The organism is Shigella flexneri 2a str. 301, assembly GCF_000006925.2.
In the GTDB taxonomy this organism is placed as follows: domain Bacteria; phylum Pseudomonadota; class Gammaproteobacteria; order Enterobacterales; family Enterobacteriaceae; genus ECMA0423.
Window position 1 is genome coordinate 1201026 of record NC_004337.2, and the last position, 24799, is coordinate 1225824.

A 24799-nucleotide genomic window follows, 5' to 3' on the forward strand; every position below is an offset into this window, starting at 1 on the left:
TGGCGGTGCTGTTATTTTGCAGGGTAAAAACACGATTGTCACAACGGGGGATTACTCAATTGGTTTGCTAAGTCAAACGAGTGGAAACCTGAATACTGACACCATAATAAGAGTCAACTCTGACGGTTCGGTTACCCCCTCTTTTTCTGACGGAGATGATACATTTATTGTTACTGCGGGTAATCACGCAGTCGGCGTTCTTGCGTGTGCATCTCCCGGAAGCGCGTGTGCGTGTGTATCTTCTCTTGATGAAGAAAGTACTGCCGATACAGGAAGTAATGAAAATAATGCCATAGCAAAACTGGATATGGCAAAAGGGGAGATCACAACCCACGGAACAGAAAGTTATGCCGCGTACGCTAATGGCACTGTCGTCAAGGCTGGTGACACGCTTGATTATACCAATGCCAGCGTTACATTAACCGATGTTGATATCACCACGCATGGGGACAATGCTCATGCCATCGCTGCCCGCCAGGGGACAGTTTCATTTAACCAGGGAGAAATTTATACAACGGGTCCTGACGCCGCGATTGCTAAAATTTATAATGGCGGCACGGTGACGCTGAAAAATACATCTGCAGTCGCGCATCAGGGGTCTGGAATTGTGCTGGAGTCTTCCATAAATGGTCAGGAAGCAACGGTAGATATTTTATCTGGTAGCTCACTACGGTCAGCAAATGAAATCCTCTACCATAAAGATGAGACGAGTAACGTGACCATTACGGATAGTGAGGTATCATCGGCTGCAGATGTTTTTATCAATAATATTAAAGGTCATTTGACCGTCGATGCAACTAATTCAAAAATAACGGGTTCAGCTAATATTTCAACAGATGATAACACTCATACCTATCTGTCGCTTTCAGATAATAGTACCTGGGATATTAAAGCTGACTCAACGGTGAGCAACCTCACGGTTGATAATAGTACGGTCTATATTTCCCGGGCAGATGGACGGGATGTCGAACCAACAAGATTAACAATAACTGAAAATTACGTTGGTAATAATGGCGTATTGCATCTCAGAACTGAATTGGATGATGATAATTCAGCTACGGATAAAGTCGTTATTAATGGAAATACCTCTGGAACAACCCGAGTTAAAGTTACCAATGCAGGAGGCAGCGGAGCTTACACGTTAAATGGGATAGAGATTATCAGCGTTGAGGGGGAATCAAATGGGGAATTTATTAAGGATTCGAGGATTTTCGCCGGTGCCTACGAATATTCATTAACCCGAGGTAATACCGAAGCGACCAATAAAAACTGGTATCTGACTAACTTCCAGGCAACGAGCGGCGGTGAAACAAACTCCGGAGGAAGTTCAGCGCCTACTGTTGCGCCTACCCCCGTCCTGCGCCCCGAAGCTGGAAGTTACGTCGCCAACCTGGCAGCCGCTAACACTCTTTTTGTTATGCGTCTGAACGACCGTGCGGGTGAAATGCGCTACATCGATCCTGTAACTGAACAGGAGCGTTCAAGCCGACTTTGGCTACGTCAAATTGGCGGGCATAATGCCTGGCGTGACAGCAACGGACAGTTGAGAACGACCTCGCATCGCTACGTCTCGCAGTTAGGGGGCGATCTGTTAACCGGTGGTTTTACCGATAGTGACAGTTGGCGTTTGGGAGTGATGGCTGGTTATGCCCGCGACTACAACTTAACTCATTCCAGCGTGTCGGATTATCGTTCGAAAGGGAGTGTCAGAGGCTATAGCGCAGGGCTGTATGCCACTTGGTTTGCCGATGACATCAGTAAAAAAGGCGCATACATTGACTCCTGGGCGCAATATAGCTGGTTTAAAAACTCCGTGAAAGGGGATGAATTAGCCTATGAATCCTATAGCGCGAAAGGTGCAACCGTCTCGCTGGAAGCGGGTTACGGTTTTGCCCTGAATAAATCCTTTGGTCTGGAAGCGGCGAAATATACGTGGATCTTCCAGCCACAGGCACAGGCTATCTGGATGGGCGTCGATCATAATGCGCACACGGAAGCCAATGGCTCACGTATTGAGAATGACGCAAATAACAACATCCAGACCCGACTCGGCTTCCGCACCTTTATTCGTACTCAGGAGAAAAACAGCGGTCCGCACGGTGACGACTTTGAACCTTTTGTTGAAATGAACTGGATCCATAACAGTAAAGATTTTGCTGTCTCAATGAACGGTGTGAAAGTCGAACAAGATGGGGTGAGTAATTTGGGGGAAATTAAACTTGGCGTAAATGGCAACCTGAATCCAGCGGCCAGCGTCTGGGGGAATGTGGGCGTGCAGCTGGGTGATAATGGCTACAATGACACCGCAGTGATGGTGGGCCTGAAATATAAGTTCTGATCCCGCCGTTAGCTAAAAAACCGCGTCGTATTCATCGACGCGGTACATATGAAATATTATTTTTTGCCGATAGCACGCATGGTGTCATCAATTGCCGTGATCAACAGCATTTGCGGGTCTTTAGCGCAAACCTGATTCAGTTTTTCTACCACTTTGGCGCTCAGTTCCGGAGATTGCTCAATTTTTAAATCACGGCTGGCAACGCTGGCATTACCCATTACCGCAACAATTTCTGCAACCTGTGCGCTGTCAGTTTTTGCCATTTCGTTGGCTTCTGCGCAAGTAATATAGGTTTCTGACGGCAAACCGTTTTTAATATTGTAGTCCTGCGCCCAGGTCATTGGTGCGAAAACAAACAGGCCCGCCAGTAAAGCAAATTTTTTCATCATCATTCCTTATTTCATTTTACCCAGAATTGCACCACCCGTACCGCCAATCACGGCACCTTTAATCGCCCCTTCGAGGCCATTGCCGGTCAGAACGCCAGTGACAGCACCAACGGCGGCACCCACTTTTGCACCTTTACGCGCATTTTTACCGTCGCGGCCTTTTTCTGTTACTGCACCAACACCAGCGCCAACAGCTGCACCTTTCAGTACGCCATTAACACCATTGCCAGTAAGTAAACCAACGCCTGCGCCTAGCAATGCACCTTTCGTGGTGCGGTTCATATCCGCCATCGCTGGCGTGGAGCAGAACAATGCTGAGATAAGCCCGAAGGCAAGTATTTTTTTCTTCAACTTAGATGTCCGGTATTAAGTAAGTTGCACACACAATAATTTCGTCTTCAATTAAGATCTGCTTAACTAAAGAACGCTCGCTATTATTCAGATAATTCAAAATGAGCGTGGCTGTGATGATAGGAATTATGTTTTTTACGTGAATGAGAATAATCTTAAATGAGGAATAACTCATTGATTGACAATATTTTTATTCAAGAAGTGTCATTGACTGTTAACGCAATGTTGTAAAGGTAAGATAATCTGATTTATCAATATTATTGTGTGATTTTTATGTGAGCAGAAGATATTCATCAGCAACGATTACATTAGTCATTTTATTTTTCCGACGGCCTCATTGTCTAAAGATAAGCGTACGACAGTATTATCTGAAAAGAGTGATTTTTTATCCAACTACACTTCAGCGCACTGCGTGTAAAAAATGCCTCTTTCTTATGCGGGATATCATCATTTCATCATGATGTCTTTGGTGAGCGGTGAACACAATACACCTGCGCTGTCTCTTCAGGATGAATCCCCTGGTCTGGTGCCTGCGGGCTGATGTTGCAGCAGAGCTTAGGTCACTTAGACGCTACTATCATTTATCCAATGGCATGGAATCGAAATCAGTCGATACCCGCAGTATATATCGTGAACTGGGTGCAACGCTGAGTTACAACATGCGTCTGGGGAACGGTATGGAAATTGAACCCTGCCTGAAGGCGGCTGTGCGCAAAGAATTTGTCGATGATAATCGGGTGAGAGTGAATAGTGACGGTAATTTTGTCAATGATTTGTCGGGCAGACGTGGAATATACCAGGCAGGTATTAAAGCCTCATTCAGCAGTACGTTAAGCGGGCATTTCGGGGTGGGGTATAGCCATGGTGCCGGTGTGGAGTCCCCGTGGAACGCGGTGGCTGGTGTGAACTGGTCGTTCTGACCATCAACGATTAAACTGCGCTTCGGCGCAGTTTTCGTTTACAGGATGTTGAAAGAGAAAATTCTGGGGCAAAAAAAGCCCGCCAGTTACGGCGGGAAACCTCATCCTATGGGAGAACAATGAATAATGAAATTGCGGGGTTATCATCTCCCAGTATATACACACTAATAACATGGTTATTTACTCAACCAGGCATAAACATTTTGTTCTGTGCGTGGGAACAGCCTTAAGGTGTAAAGGGGGAGGTGGAAATAGCAATGAGGAGTATCAGCAAGAATACTCGCCGCTTTACCACAACGTGGATGAGAGGGATGAAAAACTCAAGGCAGAAATGACTCTGCCTTGAAGATAAATGCGTTTTTACAGCGGGCTTATTTCAGCTCTTCTGCTTCCGGTAAGGTCACGTTCAGCTCAAGAATAGAAATATCGCCATCTTTTTGCTCAAGCTGTACGGTTACCATCTCAGGATCAATTTGTACGTATTTACAAATGACCTCAAGAATATCTTTACGCAACTGCGGCAGATAATGCGGTTCTGCATCGCTGCGACGGCGTTCAGCAACAATAATCTGCAGCCGTTCTTTTGCAATGTTGGCTGTGTTCTTCTTCCGCGAGAGAAAGAAATCGAGTAATGCCATAACTTATCCTCCGAACAAGCGTTTGAGGAAGCCTTTCTTCTCTTCTTCAATGAAGCGGAAAGGACGTTCTTCTCCCAACAGACGTTCTACGGTATCTGCGTAGGCTTTACCCGCATCGGCGTTAATGTCGAGAATGACCGGTTCACCCTGGTTAGAGGCGCGCAATACTGATTGATCCTCTGGGATCACGCCGACGAGTTTGATGCGCAGGATCTCCAGCACATCTTCCATGCTCAGCATGTCACCTCTGCTTACGCGGCCTGGGTTATAGCGCGTTAACAGCAGGTGCTCTTTAATAGGCTCTTCGCCATTTTCTGCGCGGCGTGATTTTGACGCCAGAATGCCTAAAATACGGTCAGAGTCGCGTACTGAGGAGACTTCCGGGTTGGTGGTAATAATGGCTTCGTCTGCAAAATAGAGTGCCATTAACGCACCGGTTTCAATCCCTGCCGGGGAGTCACAAACGATAAATTCAAAATCCATCGCTTTCAGATCATCAAGAACTTTGGCGACCCCTTCACGGGTGAGGGCATCTTTATCGCGTGTTTGCGATGCCGGAAGAATATAGAGATTTTCAGTACGCTTATCTTTAATTAACGCCTGATTTAGCGTTGCATCGCCCTGAATGACGTTGACGAAATCGTAAACGACCCGGCGTTCGCAACCCATAATCAGGTCGAGATTACGCAGGCCGATATCAAAATCTATCACGACAGTTTTCTTTCCCTTCTGGGCCAAACCAGTGGCGATGGCCGCGCTGGAGGTTGTCTTACCAACACCCCCTTTACCCGAAGTAACAACAATAATGCGTGCCATAGAAATTCCTTGTTAAAAAGGGATCAATTTAACGGTTGAACGGTCAAAGCGTTTTCGACTAACTGCAGTCGCGCCGCTTTGCCATAAAATTCTGCTGGGATTTGATCACTCAGCCAGTATTCACCTGCGATGGACACCAATTCCGCCATCAGGTTCGTACAAAATATTTGCGTTTCCCGGTCACCACTTGCCCCTGCCAGCGCACGACCGCGCATCATGCCATAGACATGAATGTTCCCATCGGCAATCAATTCGGCCCCAGCGCTAACGTGGCTTGTAACAATCAGATCACATTGTGGAGCATAAATACGCTGACCGGAACGCACCGGGGTATCTATTAAACGCGTTTTTGTGACCGGCATTGTATTTTGCGCTGGAGCCTGCGGTGCGGGAGCTGGACGTGGCGCTTTTTCTTTTCCTTCCGTCAGGATAGGCAGCCCCATTTTTTCAATTTCGGCTTTAAGTTGCGCATCTTTGCAGCCACTTACGCCAATAACCCGCAAACCGGTTGCCGAAACCGCCTTATGCATCGCTGACCAGTTTACCGGGTCTTCCAGTGCACTGACGTTGAGTACAACGGGGGCATGTTTTAAAAATGTGGGGGCCTGAGCGATTTTGTCTTTCAGCGCCTGATGGATAACCTTAGGTTCTGCCTCATGCAGATGAACCACAGATAAAGTGAAGCTACTGCCTTTAAGCTCGATTGGAGTGTTTGACATCCTGGCCTTACTCAATTAGCTATTAATCATCGCCAGCGCGCGATGATGTTCCGAAGACTATAAGGCATGTTATAGTCTGGATTATATTGAGGCAAGTCACCCTCCCATTTATTCAGAGTAAAAGTCTATTCTGTGATAAATGGCGCTGATTCATAGCTTAAAAAATACCCTTGTCAATCAACCCATTGCCGTCGTACTTTTGATTCTTCTTATTTACGCTTCCTTTTTCCGCACCCTAATCGTGACAGCATCTCCAGACCTGTTTAAATATCCAGTATTGAGGCAAGTGTATTTTTTCACCACGCCAGGCTTTCTTAACTTTCCATTTTTTGCAGCATCATTAAAGAACAGATACCCGTTATCTTAATATCCGCCACAGAATTGCTCTATCATAGAAACCGCAGAAGACGTCTGATACTTCTGTCAGGTCATCGTAACTCGTCCAGGTCAGCGGTTTTGATTACGGATTGATGACGAAATGAGCATAAGTGTTGTACGGTTGGATTATCAGGATGTGCTATGAATATGATGCGTATTATTTATATCGGATTGTCAGGTGTGGGGATGATGTTCTCATCAATGGCGTCTGGACATGACGCTGGCGGACTTCAATCTCCGACGTGCGGCGTTGTTTGCGACCCCTATATATGCGCGATCTCAAATGGCATTTCCCCAGAGTTAACAAGGAAATATCTCGGCGAAAAAGCCGCTTTGGATTTGCCCCTATATTTCCAGACATCTGTTATCACTTAACCCATTACAAGCCCGCTGCCGCAGATATTCCCGTGGCGAGCGATAACCCAGCGCACTATGCGGATGCCATTCGTTATAATGCTCGAACGCCTCTGCAAGGTTCTTTGCTGCCGTTAACCCGTCTGGTTTGGGCATGATACTGATGTAGTCACGCTTTATCGTTTTCACGAAGCTCTCTGCTATTCCGTTACTCTCCGGACTCCGCACCGCCGTGTTCTTCGGTTCAAGTCCCAACATCCGGGCGAACTGGCGTGTTTCATTAGCCCGGTAGCATGAACCATTATCCGTCAGCCACTCCACTGGAGACGACGGAAGATCGTTGCCGAAGCGGCGTTCCACCGCTCCCAGCATGACGTCCTGTACTGTTTCACTGTTGAAGCCGCCGGTAGTCCCCGCCCAGTGCAGTGCCTCACGATCACAGCAGTCCAGCGCGAACGTGACACGCAGTCTCTCTCCGTTATCACAGCAGAACTCGAACCCGTCAGAGCACCATCGCTGATTGCTTTCTTTCACGGCTACTCTGCCTGTATGTGCCCGTTTCGATGGCGGTACAGCAGGTTTTCGCTCAAGCAACAGCGCATTCTGGCGCATGATCCGGTAAACACGTTTGGCATTGATCGCAGGCATACCATCAAGTTCTGCCTGTCTGCGAAGCAGCGCCCATACCCGACGATAACCATACGTGGGCAGCTCTCCGATAACATGGTGTATACGGAGAAGCACATCCGTATCATCAGTGTGACGACTGCGGCGGCCATCCATCCAGTCATCGGTTCGTCTGAGAATGACGTGCAACTGCGCACGCGACACCCGGAGACAACGGCTGACTAAGCTTACTCCCCATCCCCGGGCAATAAGGGCGCGTGCGCTATCCACTTTTTTGCCCGTCCATATTCAACGGCTTCTTTGAGGAGTTCATTTTCCATCGTTTTCTTGCCGAGCAGGCGCTGGAGTTCTTTAATCTGCTTCATGGCGGCAGCAAGTTCAGAGGCAGGAACAACCTGTTCTCCGGCGGCCACAGCAGTAAGACTTCCTTCCTGGTATTGCTTACGCCAGAGAAATAACTGGCTGGCTGCTACACCATGTTGCCGGGCAACGAGGGAGACCGTCATCCCCGGTTCAAAGCTCTGCTGAACAATTGCGATCTTTTCCTGTGTGGTACGCCGTCTGCGTTTCTCCGGCCCTAAGACATCAATCATCTGTTCTCCAATGACTAGTCTAAAAACTAGTATTAAGACTATCACTTAAATAAGTGATACTGGTTGTCTGGAGATTCAGGGGGCCAGTCTATCATTACAAGGCTACGATCCCAGCGAATTTACATTCGCTAACGGTGTATTTTGCGATGTTAAAGAAAAATTATGTCGTGATGATCGTTATTTTGGTGTAGATGGTAAGCGGAGTGGAAAAATCAATCAAACCACCACAAAGATGTTATTTATGTGTCGTGAGTGATGCCTTGTTTACATTATGTTCTCTGCTATTCGTCATTAACCTCTTGAGCGACAGAGAGGAGTGGGGCGTTAACGTCTATGACGGGGATAGTCCCCGTCGGTTGACATTTACTTAATTTGAATATCGACGTTATATTTTTTAGTTTTGTTTTTACGGGCGTCGTTTCGAGTTTGCAGCACTCGCAGCTCATATTTGCCAGAAGCAGGGAGTGAGTATTGTCCGTGACTATCGAGTTCTGGGGAATATCTGGATAAATCAACAGAATCATCGATTCCTGGCCCGAAGAGATAAGTATCAGCGCCTTCATTAGAGATACTCACATGCACTTTCTGACCTTTTTTGGCATAGAAGGTATATGTATCGTAATCGTATCCCTTTATTTCGCCGGAGTACTGAGCGCTGCTATGATCTTACCCAGCAATAGTGGACACGCGGCTAAGTGAGTAAACTCTCAGTCAGAGGTGACTTACATGACAAAAACAGTATCAACCAGTAAAAAACCCCGTAAACAGCATTCGCCTGAATTTCGCAGTGAAGCCCTGAAGCTTGCTGAACGCATCGGTGTTACTGCCGCAGCCCGTGAACTCAGCCTGTATGAATCACAGCTCTACAACTGGCGCAGTAAACAGCAAAATCAGCAGACGTCTTCTGAACGTGAACTGGAGATGTCTACCGAGATTGCACGTCTCAAACGCCAGCTGGCAGAACGGGATGAAGAGCTGGCTATCCTCCAAAAGGCCGCGACATACTTCGCGAAGCGCCTGAAATGAAGTATGTCTTTATTGAAAAACATCAGGCTGAGTTCAGCATCAAAGCAATGTGCCGCGTGCTCCGGGTGGCCCGCAGCGGCTGGTATACGTGGTGTCAGCGGCGGACAAGGATAAGCACGCGTCAGCAGTTCCGCCAACACTGCGACAGCGTTGTCCTCGCGGCTTTTACCCGGTCAAAACAGCGTTACGGTGCCCCACGCCTGACGGATGAACTGCGTGCTCAGGGTTACCCCTTTAACGTAAAAACCGTGGCGGCAAGCCTGCGCCGTCAGGGACTGAGGGCAAAGGCCTCCCGGAAGTTCAGCCCGGTCAGCTACCGCGCACACGGCCTGCCTGTGTCAGAAAATCTGTTGGAGCAGGATTTTTACGCCAGTGGCCCGAACCAGAAGTGGGCAGGAGACATCACGTACTTACGTACAGATGAAGGCTGGCTGTATCTGGCAGTGGTCATTGACCTGTGGTCACGTGCCGTTATTGGCTGGTCAATGTCGCCACGCATGACGGCGCAACTGGCCTGCGATGCCCTGCAGATGGCGCTGTGGCGGCGTAAGAGGCCCCGGAACGTTATCGTTCACACGGACCGTGGAGGCCAGTACTGTTCAGCAGATTATCAGGCGCAACTGAAGCGGCATAATCTGCGTGGAAGTATGAGCGCAAAAGGTTGCTGCTACGATAATGCCTGCGTGGAAAGCTTCTTTCATTCGCTGAAAGTGGAATGTATCCATGGAGAACACTTTATCAGCCGGGAAATAATGCGGGCAACGGTGTTTAATTATATCGAATGTGATTACAATCGGTGGCGGCGGCACAGTTGGTGTGGCGGCCTCAGTCCGGAACAATTTGAAAACTAGAACCTCGCTTAGGCCTGTGTCCATATTACGTGGGTAGGATCACTATGGCCTTTGCTGAACTCAACATTGACATTCTTACCCGCAGCAAAGCTCGTGGAGGTTAGCAGTGCAAGCAGCAATACAGCCTTACTGATGCTCTTGATTTTCATTGGTAGTCTCCTGTTCAGAATGAGTACGATGAACTGTTATAATATAACAATCCCTTACGGGAGAATTCCAGTGGCTTTTCTGCGTTCGGTAAAATCCCGGCGCGGCATTTTTTGCCGGGGGGATTACTTATAAAGGGGCATGGACTCAACAAACCGCAGAAATCTACAGCTGGCTGGCTTGTGGCGCGGGTTTCATTGATGTTAGCTTATGCCAAAACCTGGCATCTTAAAGAGTAAAAGTATGTTTTGTGTGATTTATCGAAGCAGCAAGCGTGACCAGACCTATTTATATGTCGAAAAAAAAGACGATTTTTCGCGTGTTCCTGAGGAACTGATGAAAGGTTTTGGTCAGCCTCAGTTAGCGATGATTCTGCCGTTGGATGGGCGGAAGAAACTGGTCAATGCTGATATTGAAAAGGTTAAACTGGCATTAACCGAGCAAGGTTACTATTTGCAGTTACCGCCACCACCCGAAGATTTGCTGAAGCAACATCTTTCCGTCATGGGGCAGAAAACAGACGACACTAACAAATAACCGATATCCGGCGGTGGCATTATCTTTGTCGGCGCGGGTTTTCATATCCACGATAAGGTGAGGGGAACGTTATGTATCAACATCACAACTGGCAAGGTGCGCTGCTGGATTATCCGGTGAGTAAAGTAGTCTGTGTTGGCAGTAACTATGCCAAACATATTAAAGAGATGGGCAGCGCAGTGCCCGAAGAGCCAGTGCTGTTTATTAAACCAGAAACGGCACTGTGCGATCTGCGGCAGCCATTGGCGATCCCATCCGATTTCGGTTCAGTTCATCATGAAGTCGAACTGGCGGTGTTGATTGGCGCGACGCTGCGTCAGGCAACGGAAGAGCATGTCCGCAAAGCCATTGCCGGTTACGGCGTGGCGCTTGATCTGACATTGCGTGATGTTCAGGGAAAAATGAAGAAAGCCGGGCAGCCGTGGGAAAAGGCTAAAGCGTTTGATAACTCTTGTCCGCTTTCCGGGTTTATCCCCGCGGCGGAATTTACCGGCGATCCACAAAATACAACGCTGGGCCTGAGCGTAAACGGCGAAAAACGCCAGCAAGGTACGACTGCGGACATGATCCATAAAATCGTTCCGTTGATCGCTTATATGAGCAAGTTTTTTACCCTCAAGGCCGGTGACGTTGTGTTGACAGGCACGCCTGATGGCGTCGGCCCGTTGCAAAGCGGTGATGAGCTGACAGTCACTTTCGATGGGCATTCTTTGACAACTCGCGTTTTGTAATACTTTTTGCCGCCAGAAAGCGGCGGCAAAACTTGCATCGCTGTGCCAGACTGGTTATAAGGTGCGTTTTAACGTAATGGCGGAACACCTGATGAGCGATGTACCTTTCTGGCAAAGTAAAACCCTGGACGAAATGAGCGATGCGGAATGGGAGTCGTTGTGTGATGGTTGCGGTCAGTGTTGCTTGCATAAACTGATGGATGAAGACACCGACGAAATCTACTTCACTAACGTCGCCTGTCGCCAGCTCAATATTAAAACCTGTCAATGTCGGAACTACGAACGTCGTTTCGAGTTTGAACCCGACTGCATTAAATTAACCCGTGAAAATCTGCCAACATTCGAATGGCTGCCAATGACCTGCGCTTATCGGTTGCTGGCGGAAGGTAAAGATTTACCTGCGTGGCATCCGCTACTTACTGGTTCGAAAGCGGCAATGCATGGTGAACGTATCTCTGTGCGTCATATCGCAGTGAAAGAATCAGAAGTGATTGACTGGCAGGATCATATCTTAAATAAACCTGACTGGGCGCAGTGATAAATTTAATAGATGCTGATGGGGGCTTTCTTAATATACGTCTGGATGCTCGCCATTTCGTAGCCCTGTTTTTGAAAGCGCTCTGTCATAATGAGAGTTACCCGATACCTTATTATCAACAGGTAACTCTCAATCTTTAAAAAACGTCTGTGTTTTTAAATGTGATAAACCTTATACCTTGAGTACATGGAGAGAATAATCGCTTATCAGACTTCAGGTACTTCAAAGAGTGTCTTTTTACCGTGTCTTTTCTGATACTCATTACAGGTGTTAATCATTTTTTTGGCCGCTGCTTTTAGCAAAGAAAGCATTAAATCATCATAATCAACATAGAATCTGGTTGTTTCAGTTTCCGTTTTTATCTCCCCGATGGCGGCTATTTCGGTGGTTAATTTCAATTTGGCGGCATCGATATCTTTATTCGCTTGTTTAACCGTGTTAGACAGGGTGGTAAAGAAACTCTGCACAGATTTTAACTTGTTCTTCAATTCTGGAATCAGTTTCCCTTCAACTACGCCCGCAGCAATAGAATAGGAAATGATTAAACCAAATGGACCGGCGACGACATCGGCTGCGGCACCGGCATACGCTTCCTTCCTGATTTTATCTACCTGTGACTGGAAATAGCTGCTTTTTTCTGAAAAATCATTGGTTAACTGGCTATCTAACGCCAGCAGTTTCCCGGAAGCGTTGTTGAAACTTTGTGAGCTTACCAGCAGGGATTTTTGCGCTTCATTCAGCTTCGTGATGCCGTCATCCAGTACCTTAATGAGGGGCGGATGCTTTCTTCTCATTGTACTCATCAAATAGCAAAATATACGCTGCGAGCAATTGCGTCGCAACACCACACCATTCATACACTGTTTGGGTTGCTTCAAAATACTTATCCTGGCTATCCATAAGTAAGGTTTTAATATCGCCGACTAAAACGGAGGCTGCCTGTGAATACTCCTGTTTAAAGCGACTTAACTCTTTTATGGTTTCATCAAAGGTCTGCCAGGGGATGACCTGATCGAGATATTTATTATAAAGATCTAATGCTCCATCTGCGGTTTCGATTGCGTTTTTAACTACTTCTACCGTTTTATCTGCAACGATTTCAGTCATAATCATTCGCCTCTTTAAATATATAAATTGTAATGAAACTCCTGTTTTACAACTATTAATAAATTTTACTTCATCTAATTCATAGTTAGCCGGGCGGGATGCGTCAATGTCTTTATTTCTATTAATATGATAAATATCAAACAATGTTTAATGTCATTATGGCGAATGCTTCTATTCTATTTTTTTGCCGGGTGATATTTTTCATTTCTGCTGGATGAGCGTCGTCGCCAGAAGGCCACGTGAGCACAGGATAAGAGAACGAAAAATCAGCAGTCTATGCAGCGACAAATATTGATAGCCTGAATCAGTATTGATCTGCTGGCAAGAACAGACCACTGTATATAAAAACAGTATAACTTCAGGCAGATTATTATGTTGTTTATCAAGCCTGCGGATCTCCGCGAAATTGTGACTTTTCCGCTATTTAGCGATCTTGTTCAGTGTGGCTTTCCTTCACCGGCAGCAGATTACGTTGAACAGCGCATCGATCTGAATCAACTGTTGATCCAGCATCCCAGCGCGACTTACTTCGTCAAAGCAAGTGGTGATTCTATGATTGATGGTGGAATTAGTGACGGTGATTTACTGATTGTCGATAGTGCTATTACCGCCAGCCATGGTGATATTGTCATCGCTGCTGTTGACGGCGAGTTTACGGTGAAAAAATTGCAACTACGCCCGACGGTACAGCTTATTCCCATGAACAGTGCGTACTCGCCCATTACCATCAGTAGCGAAGATACGCTGGATGTCTTTGGTGTGGTGATCCACGTCGTTAAGGCGATGCGCTGATGTTTGCCCTCTGTGATGTAAACGCGTTTTATGCCAGCTGTGAGACGGTGTTTCGCCCTGATTTATGGGGTAAACCGGTGGTTGTGCTATCGAATAATGACGGTTGCGTTATCGCCCGAAACGCTGAGGCAAAGGCGCTGGGCGTTAAAATGGGCGATCCCTGGTTCAAACAAAAAGATCTGTTTCGTCGCTGTGGTGTGGTTTGCTTTAGCAGCAATTATGAGCTTTACGCAGACATGAGCAATCGGGTGATGTCGACGCTGGAAGAACTATCGCCCCGCGTCGAGATTTACAGTATTGATGAAGCATTCTGCGATCTGACAGGTGTGCGTAATTGTCGCGATCTGACTGATTTTGGCAGAGAAATTCGCGCAACGGTGCTACAACGTACCCATCTTACTGTTGGTGTGGGGATCGCCCAGACCAAAACGTTGGCTAAGCTTGCCAATCATGCGGCAAAAAAATGGCAGCGGCAGACGGGTGGGGTGGTGGATTTATCAAATCTGGAACGCCAGCGTAAATTAATGTCTGCTCTCCCCGTGGATGACGTCTGGGGGATTGGACGGCGGATCAGCAAAAAACTGGACGCGATGGGGATCAAAACCGTTCTCGATTTGGCGGATACAGATATCCGGTTTATCCGTAAACATTTTAATGTCATGCTCGAAAGAACGGTGCGTGAACTGCGCGGCGAACCCTGTTTGCAACTGGAAGAGTTTGCACCGACGAAGCAGGAAATTATCTGTTCCCGCTCGTTTGGTGAACGCATCACGGATTATACGTCGATGCGGCAGGCCATTTGTAGTTACGCTGCCCGGGCGGCGGAAAAACTTCGCAGTGAGCATCAATATTGTCGGTTTATCTCCACATTTATTAAGACGTCACCATTTGCGCTCAATGAACCTTATTACGGCAATAGCGCGTCGGTAAAACTGCTGACGCCCACTCAGGACAGCAGGGATATCATTAACGCTGCTACGCGATCTCTGGATGCCATCTGGCAAGCGGGCCATCGCTACCAAAAAGCGGGCGTGATGCTGGGGGATTTCTTCAGTCAGGGAGTCGCGCAGCTCAATTTATTCGATGACAACGCACCGCGCCCCGGGAGTGAGCAATTGATGGCGGTAATGGATACTCTGAATGCTAAAGAGGGCAGAGGAACACTCTATTTTGCCGGGCAGGGGATCCAACAACAATGGCAGATGAAGCGAGCTATGCTTTCACCACGTTATACAACGCGAAGTTCTGATTTACTGCGGGTCAAATAAATATAGCGGCAGGAAAAAAGCGCTCCCGCAGGAGCGCCGAATGGATTAGCGACCGAACAGATCACGTTTTTTCGCTTTAAACGGCTGGGAAATCACCACCAGCACCGCGACAATCAGGTAAGCGATAAAAATACCGAGCAGCCACTGCGGCATTTCCATACCTAAAAAATCCCACTGACGCTCGGCGCAATCGCCAGAGGCGACAAACACTTGCGGCACCCATTTATCCAGCGGCAGCCATTCCGGGAAACGAACCATAAAATCACAGGTGGCAAATGGCGAAGGATAGAGCTGAAGCATGGTGTGCTCGTAAGTTAACTGCACACCGCGGAACGCACTATACAACCAGATAACCATCGCTACATAACGCAGCGGAGTTTTCGGGGCGATCGCGCCAATCAGCGCAGCACCCAGAACGCCGAATAACGCGCAGCGTTCATAAATACAGAGCACGCAAGGTTTCAGTAACATCACATGCTGGAACCACAGCGCCGTCAGTTCCAGTGCCAGAGCAGTAAACGCCATCAACAGCCACGCGCCCCGGCCTTGTGAACATTGGTTCAAAAATCGCAACATAATCATTTCCCTGCAATATGCATAGAGTGCGCAGTTTAAACCAATTCATTCGCTGCGCCACCAGGAGGCAGCAAAAATAGGACGCAATTGGACAATTATCGGGCGAAAAGGCAAACCGGGCATTTATATGCCCGGTAAGTTGTTATCAAAGCGTTGCTATCCAGCCCATTTGCATAAACCATTCGGTTACAGGGGCAAGCGTAAACTCGACGCAGAGCAAGCCGACGAGTGTCAGTACGAGGGTGTAAGGCAGGGCCATCCACACCATGCGGCCATAAGAGAGGCGAATCAATGGCGCGAGTGCAGAGGTCAGCAGGAACAGGAACGCAGCCTGACCGTTCGGCGTAGCGACAGAGGGCAGATTGGTACCGGTATTAATGGCGACCGCCAGCAGCTCGTATTGCTTCAACGTGATAGCGCCACTTTCCATTGCCGCTTTCGCTTCGTTGATATAAATCGTCCCCACGAAGACGTTATCCGAAATGGATGACAGCAGACCGTTGAAAATATAGAACAGCGACAGCTGAGCATGTTCAGATGCCTGCAACACAAACTGAATAATCGGCGAAAACAGTTGTTGGTCGATAATCACCGCGACTACCGAGAAAAACACCGTCAACAGTGCGGTGAATGGCAGAGATTCGGTGAAGGCTTTACCGATAGCATGTTCATCGGTGACACCGGTCAATGATGTTGCCAGAATAATGACTGACAAACCAATCAAGCCAACTTCCGCCAGATGCAACGCCAGCGCAGTCACCAGCCAGACGCCAATAATCGCCTGGACAATCAGACGGATTTTATCCTGACGGGTACGCTGGTGGCGGCTTTGATCGTCAAACTGTTGCAACACTTCGCGGACTTTCTCCGGCAGCGTTTCACCGTAGCCAAACCAACGCAGCTTCTCTACCAGCAGGCAGGTTAACAGGCCACAAATCAGAACCGGAACGGTCACCGGCGACATGCGCAGGAAGAAATCGCCAAAATGCCAGCCAGCCGCTTTAGCGATGATCAGGTTCTGTGGTTCGCCCACCATGGTCATTACGCCGCCTAATGCGGTGCCGACACCGGCATGCATCATCAGGCTACGCAGAAAGCCACGGAACTGTTCCAGAACCACGTTGTAATGCTTGTCGATATGACTATCGTCTTGCAGGTCGGTGTCTTCGGTACGGGAAGAGGCTACGCGATGATAAATACCATAAAAACCGACTGCAACGCTGATCACCACCGCCACGACGGTTAAGGCATCGAGGAACGCGGAGAGGAACGCTGCCGCCACGCAAAAAGAGAGCGACAGCAGCATTTTGGAGCGAATGCTTAACAGCAAACGGGTAAATATGAACAGCAACAGCTGTTTCATAAAATAGATACCCGCCACCATAAACATCAATAACAGCAAGACTTCAAGATTTGCCGCCACCTCTTCACGGACGTGTTCCGCGCTGGTCATGCCGATGAATACCGCTTCGATAGCCAACAGACCACCGGGGAGTAGCGGGTAGCATTTCAGGGCCATCGCCAGAGTGAAAATAAATTCCGCTACCAGCAACCAGCCCGCGACGAAAGGGCTGATGAGGAAAATTAACGGGTTTACGATTAAGAAAATGATGAGGGCGAGTTTGTACCAGTCGGGGGACTGGCCCAAAAAATTGCGCCATAGCGCGCGGCCCCAGGAGATCTCCATGATGGTTTCCCTTACCTTACAAATAATCAATGATGTTTTTATGTTTAAACGCAAAGCTTAACGGTCAGGCAGGAGTGAGGCAAGTCTTGATAGTCAAGGGGAAAGAGATGCGGAAAATGAAGCCTTGATCCCTTTTTCTTCTTTTTGTCTGCTATCAGCGTAGTTAGCCCTCTGGTATGATGAGTCCAACTTTGTTTTGCTGTGTTATGGAAATCTCACTATGGTCATTAAGGCGCAAAGCCCGGCGGGTTTCGCGGAAGAGTACATTATTGAAAGTATCTGGAATAACCGCTTCCCTCCCGGGACTATTTTGCCCGCAGAACGTGAACTTTCAGAATTAATTGGCGTAACGCGTACTACGTTACGTGAAGTGTTACAGCGTCTGGCACGAGATGGCTGGTTGACCATTCAACATGGCAAGCCGACGAAGGTGAATAATTTCTGGGAAACTTCCGGTTTAAATATCCTTGAAACACTGGCGCGACTGGATCACGAAAGTGTGCCGCAGCTTATTGATAATTTGCTGTCGGTGCGTACCAATATTTCCACTATTTTTATTCGCACCGCGTTTCGTCAGCATCCCGATAAAGCGCAGGAAGTGCTGGCTACCGCTAATGAAGTGGCCGATCACGCCGATGCCTTTGCCGAGCTGGATTACAACATATTCCGCGGCCTGGCGTTTGCTTCCGGCAACCCGATTTACGGTCTGATCCTTAACGGGATGAAAGGGCTGTATACGCGCATTGGTCGTCACTATTTCGCCAATCCGGAAGCGCGCAGTCTGGCGCTGGGCTTCTACCACAAACTGTCGGCGTTGTGCAGTGAAGGCGCGCACGATCAGGTGTACGAAACAGTGCGTCGCTATGGGCATGAGAGTGGCGAGATTTGGCACCGGATGCAGAAAAATCTGCCGGGTGATTTAGCCATTCAGGGGCGATAATCCCTTCCGTTTAAAGAGCAACCCCCTCAAACGAGGGGTTTTTTGTTGTTTTTACAGATTTCCCATTCTTGGCGGGCAACGTTCCAGCAACTCGATGCTGCCGTCTTCGTTTTGCTGTTCGAGCATCACATCAAATCCCCACAGGCGATGCACATGCTTCAGGACTTCTTTGCGCCCCCGATCCAGCGGTGCGCGATTATGTGGAATATAACGCAGCGTCAGCGAACGGTCGCCGCGCAAATCCACGTTCCAGATCTGAATATTCGGCTCCAGATTACTTAACTTATATTGCGACGATAACCGGTTACGGATCTCCCGATAACCTTCTTCATTATGAATAGCGGAAATCTCCAGATAATTATGCCGATCATCATCCAGCACGGTGAAGAAGCGGAAATCACGCATCACTTTCGGTGACAGAAACTGGCTGATAAAACTCTCATCTTTGAAATCACGCATCGCGAAATGCAGCGTTTCCAGCCAGTCGGAACCGGCGATATCCGGGAACCAGTATTTGTCTTCTTCCGTTGGCGACTGACAAATCCGTTTAATATCCTGGAACATGGCGAACCCGAGGGCATACGGGTTGATGCCGCTGTACCACGGGCTGTTATAGGGGGGCTGGAAGACCACATTGGTGTGGCTGTGCAAAAACTCCAGCATAAAACGTTCCGTTACTTTCCCTTCATCATACAGATGGTTAAGGATGGTATAGTGCCAGAAGGTCGCACAGCCTTCGTTCATCACCTGAGTCTGTTTTTGCGGATAAAAATACTGGCTCACCTTACGCACAATACGCAGGATTTCACGCTGCCATGATTCCAGCAGTGGCGCATTTTTCTCCATAAAATAGAGCAGGTTTTCTTGTGGTTCGGACGGATAGCGGCGCGCTTCAGCAACCGTTTTCTCTTCCTCGCGCTTCGGCAGGGTACGCCAGAGCATATTGACCTGACTTTGTAGATACTCTTCGCGACTTTTCTGCCGGGCTTTCTCTTCTTGCAGCGAGATTTTTTGCGGGCGTTTGTACCGGTCCACGCCGTAGTTCATCAGCGCGTGGCACGAGTCCAGAAGCCGTTCTACTTCATCAACGCCATAACGTTCTTCGCACTCGGTAATATATTTACGGGCAAAAATCAGATAATCGACAATCGAACTGGCGTCGGTCCAACTGCGGAATAAGCAATTGTTTTTAAAGAAAGAGTTATGTCCATAGCAGGCGTGTGCCATCACCAGCGCCTGCATAGTAATGGTGTTCTCTTCCATCAAGTAAGCGATACACGGGTTAGAGTTAATGACGATTTCATAGGCCAGCCCTTGCTGACCGTGCTTATACAGCCGTTCAGTCTCGATAAACTTTTTACCGAATGACCAGTGCGGATAGTTAATTGGCATGCCGACGCTGGAATAGGCATCCATCATCTGTTCTGAGGTTATCACTTCAATCTGGTGCGGGTAGGTATCCAGCCGGTAGAGTTTCGCCACCCGGTCTATCTCTGCCAGATAAACATCCAGCAGGTCGAACGTCCAGTCGGGTCCATCGCTCAAACGTGTGGTGTCCTTATTCATAGAATCGATCGTCGCCATACGCGCACCTCATTGTTGTCGGCGCTCTCTGTGTGGAGCACCTCATTTCAAGCATAGAACACCTGTTAAAAACCGCGTCGCCGGAGAATTTTTTTCTTTGCGATTTCTTATTATCAGAGTGCCACTAATCCGCTTCTGAACGGAATTTTATGCTGGATAAAAAGGGCGTTCAGCAGGAGATACTAAAGACGCCATATTGCCGCAGAGTCAGGGAGATGTGAGTCAGCTCACCATAAAAAAGCCGTATGTTGAATAATATTTTCAACTGAGTTATCAAGATGTAATTAGATTATTATTCTTTTACTGTATCTACCGTTATCGGAGTGGCTATGCGAGTTGTCATACTGGGAAGTGGTGTGGTAGGCGTTGCCAGCGCCTGGTACTTAAATCAGGCAGGACATGAGGTCACCGTCATTGATCGGGAGCCGGGGGCCGCCCTGGAAACCAGTGCCGCGAATGCCGGGCAAATCTCCCCCGGATATGCTGCACCGTGGGCAGCACCAGGTGTGCCTTTAAAAGCGATTAAATGGATGTTCCAGCGCCATGCGCCGCTGGCGGTTCGTCTCGACGGTACGCAGTTTCAGTTGAAATGGATGTGGCAAATGTTACGTAACTGCGACACCAGCCACTACATGGAAAACAAAGGGCGGATGGTGCGTCTGGCGGAATACAGCCGTGATTGCCTGAAAGCATTGCGCGCCGAAACCAATATTCAGTATGAAGGGCGTCAGGGTGGGACGCTGCAACTGTTCCGTACCGAACAACAGTATGAAAATGCGACCCGCGATATCGCCGTGCTGGAAGATGCCGGCGTACCGTATCAGCTGCTGGAATCCAGCCGCCTGGCGGAAGTGGATCCCGCGCTGGCAGAAGTAGCGCACAAACTGACGGGCGGCCTGCAGTTACCCAATGATGAAACCGGAGACTGCCAGCTGTTTACCCAGAATCTGGCGCGGATGGCAGAGCAGGCGGGGGTTAAATTCCGCTTTAATACGCCCGTTGACCAACTGCTTTGCGACGGCGAGCAAATCTACGGCGTGAAGTTTGGCGATGAAGTGATTAAGGCCGATGCGTATGTGATGGCGTTTGGTTCTTACTCGACGGCGATGCTCAAAGGCATTGTTGATATTCCGGTGTATCCGCTGAAAGGCTACTCGCTGACTATTCCAATTGCGCAGGAAGATGGTGCGCCAGTATCCACCATTCTTGATGAAACCTACAAAATCGCCATTACCCGTTTCGATAACCGCATTCGTGTTGGCGGAATGGCGGAAATTGTTGGTTTTAACACCGAGCTGTTGCAACCGCGTCGTGAAACGCTGGAAATGGTGGTTCGCGATCTCTATCCACGCGGCGGTCATGTCGAGCAGGCGACTTTCTGGACGGGTTTGCGCCCGATGACGCCAGACGGTACGCCGGTTGTCGGGAGTACACGCTTTAAAAATCTGTGGCTGAATACCGGTCACGGCACGCTCGGCTGGACGATGGCTTGCGGTTCCGGTCAGTTGTTAAGCGATCTGCTCTCTGGTCGCACGCCAGCGATCCCATATGAGGATCTAAGCGTAGCGCGCTACAGCCGTGGATTTACGCCATCACGTCCGGGCCATTTACATGGCGCACACAGCTAAGGAAACGAGATGACCCGTCCGATACAGGCCAGCCTCGATCTGCAGGCATTAAAACAGAATCTGTCCATTGTCCGCCAGGCCGCGCCGCACGCGCGCGTCTGGTCGGTGGTAAAAGCGAACGCTTACGGGCATGGTATTGAGCGTATCTGGAGCGCGCTCGGGGCCACCGATGGCTTTGCATTACTTAACCTGGAAGAGGCAATAACGTTACGTGAGCGCGGCTGGAAGGGGCCGATCCTGATGCTGGAAGGATTTTTCCATGCTCAGGATCTGGAGATTTATGACCAGCACCGCCTGACCACCTGCGTACACAGCAACTGGCAGCTCAAAGCACTGCAAAATGCGCGGCTAAAAGCACCGTTGGATATTTATCTTAAAGTGAACAGTGGGATGAATCGGTTGGGCTTCCAGTCCGATCGCGTGCTTACCGTCTGGCAGCAGTTGCGGGCAATGGCGAATGTTGGCGAAATGACCCTGATGTCGCATTTTGCTGAAGCGGAACATCCTGATGGAATTTCCGGCGCGATGGCGCGTATTGAGCAGGCGGCGGAGGGGCTGGAGTGTCGGCGTTCGTTGTCCAATTCGGCGGCGACTCTGTGGCACCCGGAAGCGCATTTTGACTGGGTTCGGCCTGGCATTATTTTGTATGGCGCTTCGCCGTCCGGTCAGTGGCGTGATATCGCCAATACCGGATTACGTCCGGTGATGACGCTAAGCAGTGAGATTATTGGTGTCCAGACGCTAAAAGCGGGCGAGCGTGTGGGCTACGGCGGTCGCTATACTGCGCGCGATGAACAGCGAATCGGCATTGTCGCCGCAGGATACGCCGACGGTTATCCGCGCCATGCGCCTACCGGTGCTCCTGTTTTAGTGGACGGCGTGCGCACCATGACGGTGGGGACCGTCTCGATGGATATGCTGGCGGTTGATTTAACGCCTTGCCCGCAGGCGGGGATTGGTACGCCGGTTGAGCTGTGGGGCAAGGAGATCAAAATTGATGATGTCGCCGCCGCTGCCGGAACGGTGGGCTATGAGTTGATGTGCGCACTGGCGTTACGCGTCCCGGTTGTGACAGTGTAACTTGTTGTAAGCCGGATCGGAGGCAGCGTCTTCTGGTTGCGAAAAAATCATCCATCCGGCTGGTCAGCAACTGTAGTTGTTAATGTGACAGAGCCATTGCCCATGATAGTGTCCATTAAAAGAATGGACACTATTTCCCCGGAACCTGAACTCGCCGCACAGGCGTTCTACATAAAACGCTTACGCTTCATTGTTGACTCGGAGTCGACTTCAGATAAATCACGCTTCACCCTTGATGCAGATTCGGGTTCATGTTCAGATTGTTGATTAACAGGCTGCGAGTCCTGTTGTCTTTCCAGACTCAACAGGCCCAACTGTTGATCCAGGAGCTCCAGGTCCTCCTGTACCTTCACGCGCTCCAGGAGTTCCGGGTCATCCAGGAACTCCAGATCCATAAGGTCCTCCAGCTCCTCGAGTCCTTCCAGGTCAACCTAGCCTTCCTTGTGCAAAAAGTCCAAAAGGTCCTTCAGGCCCTGCTGTTTTTTCAGGCCCTCGACGGCTTTGAGCAGCGTCGGTAAATTGTCTTTGTCCCACGGGTTACCATTACAGTCAAACACCTTCAGGCTCTGGGGCTGCGGCACCTGTACCGTTTTAAACTTGTTTTCTCCACAGTAGTAAATTATTAGTTTGGGCGGCAGCCGTGGTGAAGAGATCAAATCGTTACTAGAACAGTCAAATACTTTCAGGCGAGTCAAGTTCTCCAGCATCTCATCAGGTATTGAGTTAATATTGTTGCCGGCACAGGATAGTTTATACAGGTACTGGGGCATCGACGGCGGTAAAAATTGCAAGAAGTTTTCAGAACAGTTAATCACTCTCAGGTTAGTCGACAGCTCAGGCAGCCAGATAATACTGTTTTCATAGCACTTCAGTACCATCAGTTTTGAGGGCTGCACCTTCGGTAACAAGATCAAGACGTTATCTGTACAGTCAAGCACCAGCAGCCACTTTGGCATCACCTTCGGTAACGCGGTCAACACGTTTTTACTGCAGTAAAATTCAATCAGATGTGGAGGCAAATTCTCAGGGAGTGAAGTCAATCCCAGGTTGCTAAGATTGAGCATACTCCGTCTTGTAATGAGACATTCCTTCATTCTGCGCAATGCTTCTGCCCGGTTTTCAATCCGGCTTGCTGGCAGGTTTTCTTCCAGGATATTTTCCTTGATTTCTTCCAGACTTTCTTTCAGGTCTTCTTGGGGAATTTCTGACTGTTTGTTTTGCTGGTTTTCTTCCAGGATTTCGTACAGGTTTTTTTGCAGGTTTTCTTGCAAACCATCCTGCTGTATAGCCCATTCGCACCATTTGGCGACCATCATGAACTCGTTATGTTGCTGATTCAGACGAGTCCCCAACGTGATGATGGTATTGTTGTCCACCTGTATGTTCACTTTGCCCGCGATACTGAGGTCAATGATCTGCCAGGGGGCATCACCCCAGCTGAATTTTTGCGGGCTGAGATACTTCATGTTCTGCAAAATTTGATTCTTGAGAAGAGCCGCCCTGGCGGGCGTCGTACGCCTGGGTTAACGGAAGATGGGGGAATGGCGGGGGCGAATGGGCAGATGTCTTTAAAGCTAGCCATAATGCTACGTTTCCTTGAAATAAATATCCTCTGGCAGCGCCGGAGACGTGAATGTGGTCACCGCAAAGGAGCCACAGGACGTCATTTGCGCTGATATCACTACTCATCGTTGACTTTTTTCCTGGTCAGAAATGCCGTGTCGGGTCTGGTACATGCTGTATTACGGCCTAGGTAGCTCTGACGTATTAAAGAAAATACGAGAGTGAACGACCCGGAAATAATCGTTATTAAGCAAAGGAATAACTATAAGAAATCGCTCATGCATCCGGTGCTACAGGCGGATGAAACGCCTATTGTGTGGGCTATGTCAGTGCGGCAGGTTGCGTGGGGGAATATGTTCAGGCGATGTCAGGCAGGGGCCCCTGATGGTTGACCGGTAATGCGGGGCTGGTTTTTATTACCTGTTACAGTCGGAAAAAGCCCTTACGCTGACTTTCTTGAGCCGGTGTTTTGAGTTCATTAGCCAGAGCCTGCAATGGTTTGTCATCCATAATTTAACCTTCTTCTGATGTTGGGATGAGCATATCAAAATCAGGAAATGACAAGTTTATTACAGGCTCAGGCTGCGTTCAGTAAAGCATCGCATCCGGCGATAGATGCTG

22 protein-coding genes, 2 pseudogenes and 4 other annotated features are annotated in these 24799 nt (G+C 48.8%); of the genes and pseudogenes, 12 read left to right on the forward strand and 12 right to left on the reverse strand.

What is annotated here, in order from left to right; all coding sequences use genetic code 11:
- Nucleotides 1-16 precede the first annotated feature (16 nt).
- On the forward strand, nt 17-2338 hold the full coding sequence (locus tag SF1157) for a hypothetical protein (RefSeq protein NP_707067.1): 2322 nt from the start codon (nt 17-19) through the stop codon (nt 2336-2338).
- A gap of 56 nt (nt 2339-2394) precedes the next feature.
- On the opposite strand, the gene SF1158 is transcribed toward SF1157, so the two are convergent.
- Nucleotides 2395-2730 (reverse strand): hypothetical protein, encoded by a 336-nt coding sequence (locus SF1158; protein ID NP_707068.1) that lies wholly within the window; start codon nt 2728-2730, stop codon nt 2395-2397.
- Nucleotides 2731-2733: 3 nt separating this feature from the next.
- Nucleotides 2734-3018 (reverse strand): hypothetical protein, encoded by a 285-nt coding sequence (locus tag SF1159; protein NP_707069.2) that lies wholly within the window; start codon nt 3016-3018, stop codon nt 2734-2736.
- 569 nt (nt 3019-3587) lie between these two features.
- Here SF1159 and SF1160 point away from each other — a divergent pair.
- The gene (locus SF1160; RefSeq protein YP_008439241.1) at nt 3588-3998 is read left to right on the forward strand and encodes a hypothetical protein; all 411 of its coding nucleotides are present in this window, start codon (nt 3588-3590) and stop codon (nt 3996-3998) included.
- Nucleotides 3786-3998 (forward strand) — a sequence feature (Similar to Escherichia coli O157:H7 ATP-binding component of a transport system ref: NP_311542.1 (1571 aa). BLAST with identity of 96% in 136 aa. This CDS has been truncated. The sequence has been checked and is believed to be correct.). (Overlaps the previous gene by 213 nt.)
- Nucleotides 3999-4369: 371 nt before the next feature.
- On the opposite strand, the gene minE is transcribed toward SF1160, so the two are convergent.
- From minE to SF1165, 5 genes are all read right to left on the reverse strand, one after another.
- Nucleotides 4370-4636: a cell division topological specificity factor MinE gene (gene minE / locus SF1161; RefSeq protein ID NP_707070.1), complete on the reverse strand. Its 267-nt coding sequence runs from the start codon at nt 4634-4636 to the stop codon at nt 4370-4372.
- A gap of 3 nt (nt 4637-4639) precedes the next feature.
- On the reverse strand, nt 4640-5452 hold the full coding sequence (gene minD / locus SF1162) for a cell division inhibitor MinD (RefSeq protein NP_707071.1): 813 nt from the start codon (nt 5450-5452) through the stop codon (nt 4640-4642).
- A gap of 23 nt (nt 5453-5475) precedes the next feature.
- Nucleotides 5476-6171 carry a septum formation inhibitor gene (gene minC / locus SF1163; RefSeq protein ID NP_707072.2) on the reverse strand — a complete coding sequence of 232 codons (696 nt, stop codon included), beginning with the start codon at nt 6169-6171 and terminating at the stop codon, nt 5476-5478.
- 712 nt (nt 6172-6883) lie between these two features.
- Nucleotides 6884-8214, reverse strand: a mobile genetic element.
- Nucleotides 6895-7800, reverse strand: a complete 906-nt coding sequence (locus tag SF1164; RefSeq protein ID NP_707073.1) for an IS2 transposase TnpB — start codon at nt 7798-7800, stop codon at nt 6895-6897. (Overlaps the previous feature by 906 nt.)
- Entirely contained in the window at nt 7758-8168 is a 411-nt protein-coding gene (locus SF1165; protein ID NP_707074.3) for an IS2 repressor TnpA, read from the reverse strand. Its footprint lies within the feature at nt 6884-8214. Before SF1165 ends, SF1164 begins: the two co-directional genes overlap by 43 nt.
- 570 nt (nt 8215-8784) lie before the next feature.
- Nucleotides 8785-10042 (forward strand) — a mobile genetic element.
- Between SF1165 and SF1166 the strand changes: the two genes are divergently transcribed.
- From SF1166 to ycgN, 5 genes are all read left to right on the forward strand, one after another.
- Entirely contained in the window at nt 8841-9149 is a 309-nt protein-coding gene (locus SF1166) for an insertion sequence IS3 transposase InsE (protein ID NP_707075.1), read from the forward strand. (Overlaps the previous feature by 309 nt.)
- The gene (locus SF1167) at nt 9146-10000 is read left to right on the forward strand and encodes an insertion sequence IS3A transposase InsF (protein ID NP_707076.1); all 855 of its coding nucleotides are present in this window, start codon (nt 9146-9148) and stop codon (nt 9998-10000) included. It lies within the feature at nt 8785-10042. Before SF1166 ends, SF1167 begins: the two co-directional genes overlap by 4 nt.
- A 315-nt stretch (nt 10043-10357) precedes the next feature.
- Nucleotides 10358-10684 carry a hypothetical protein gene (gene ycgL, locus SF1168; protein NP_707077.1) on the forward strand — a complete coding sequence of 109 codons (327 nt, stop codon included), beginning with the start codon at nt 10358-10360 and terminating at the stop codon, nt 10682-10684.
- Between the two features lie 71 nt (nt 10685-10755).
- Complete coding sequence (locus tag SF1169) at nt 10756-11415, forward strand: hypothetical protein (RefSeq protein ID NP_707078.1); 660 nt, start codon at nt 10756-10758, stop codon at nt 11413-11415.
- 76 nt (nt 11416-11491) lie between these two features.
- A complete protein-coding gene (ycgN, locus tag SF1170; RefSeq protein ID NP_707079.3) occupies nt 11492-11953 on the forward strand; it encodes a hypothetical protein in 462 nt (153 codons plus the stop codon).
- Nucleotides 11954-12159: 206 nt separating this feature from the next.
- Nucleotides 12160-13066: a sequence feature (Similar to Escherichia coli K12 hemolysin E gi: 1787430 (306 aa). BLAST with identity of 98% in 302 aa. This CDS contains an in-frame stop codon. The sequence has been checked and is believed to be correct.), on the reverse strand.
- On the opposite strand, the pseudogene hlyE reads toward ycgN, so the two are convergent.
- Nucleotides 12160-13066, reverse strand: a pseudogene (hlyE, locus tag SF1171). (Overlaps the previous feature by 907 nt.)
- A gap of 366 nt (nt 13067-13432) precedes the next feature.
- On the opposite strand from hlyE, the gene umuD reads away from it, so the two are divergent.
- Entirely contained in the window at nt 13433-13852 is a 420-nt protein-coding gene (gene umuD / locus SF1172; RefSeq protein ID NP_707080.1) for a DNA polymerase V subunit UmuD, read from the forward strand.
- A complete protein-coding gene (umuC, locus tag SF1173; RefSeq protein ID NP_707081.1) occupies nt 13852-15120 on the forward strand; it encodes a DNA polymerase V subunit UmuC in 1269 nt (422 codons plus the stop codon). The genes umuD and umuC overlap by 1 nt, the downstream gene beginning before the upstream one ends.
- A gap of 45 nt (nt 15121-15165) precedes the next feature.
- Here umuC and dsbB read toward each other — a convergent pair whose 3' ends face one another.
- Together dsbB and nhaB are read right to left on the reverse strand one after the other, a co-directional pair.
- Nucleotides 15166-15696, reverse strand: coding sequence for a disulfide bond formation protein B (gene dsbB / locus SF1174; protein NP_707082.2), 531 nt, complete (start codon nt 15694-15696; stop codon nt 15166-15168).
- 145 nt (nt 15697-15841) lie between these two features.
- Nucleotides 15842-17383 carry a sodium/proton antiporter gene (gene nhaB, locus SF1175; RefSeq protein NP_707083.2) on the reverse strand — a complete coding sequence of 514 codons (1542 nt, stop codon included), beginning with the start codon at nt 17381-17383 and terminating at the stop codon, nt 15842-15844.
- A 220-nt stretch (nt 17384-17603) separates the two neighbouring features.
- Here nhaB and fadR point away from each other — a divergent pair, with 220 nt between their 5' ends.
- Complete coding sequence (gene fadR, locus SF1176; protein ID NP_707084.2) at nt 17604-18323, forward strand: fatty acid metabolism regulator; 720 nt, start codon at nt 17604-17606, stop codon at nt 18321-18323.
- Between the two features lie 51 nt (nt 18324-18374).
- Here fadR and ycgB read toward each other — a convergent pair whose 3' ends face one another.
- The gene (gene ycgB / locus SF1177) at nt 18375-19907 is read right to left on the reverse strand and encodes a SpoVR family protein (RefSeq protein ID NP_707085.1); all 1533 of its coding nucleotides are present in this window, start codon (nt 19905-19907) and stop codon (nt 18375-18377) included.
- Nucleotides 19908-20236: 329 nt separating this feature from the next.
- Here ycgB and dadA point away from each other — a divergent pair, with 329 nt between their 5' ends.
- Nucleotides 20237-21535, forward strand: a complete 1299-nt coding sequence (gene dadA, locus SF1178) for a D-amino acid dehydrogenase small subunit (RefSeq protein ID NP_707086.2) — start codon at nt 20237-20239, stop codon at nt 21533-21535.
- Between the two features lie 9 nt (nt 21536-21544).
- Nucleotides 21545-22615 carry an alanine racemase gene (gene dadX, locus SF1179; RefSeq protein NP_707087.1) on the forward strand — a complete coding sequence of 357 codons (1071 nt, stop codon included), beginning with the start codon at nt 21545-21547 and terminating at the stop codon, nt 22613-22615.
- Between the two features lie 167 nt (nt 22616-22782).
- On the opposite strand, the pseudogene SF1180 reads toward dadX, so the two are convergent.
- Nucleotides 22783-24081: pseudogene (locus tag SF1180) on the reverse strand.
- Between the last annotated feature and the right edge of the window lie 718 nt (nt 24082-24799).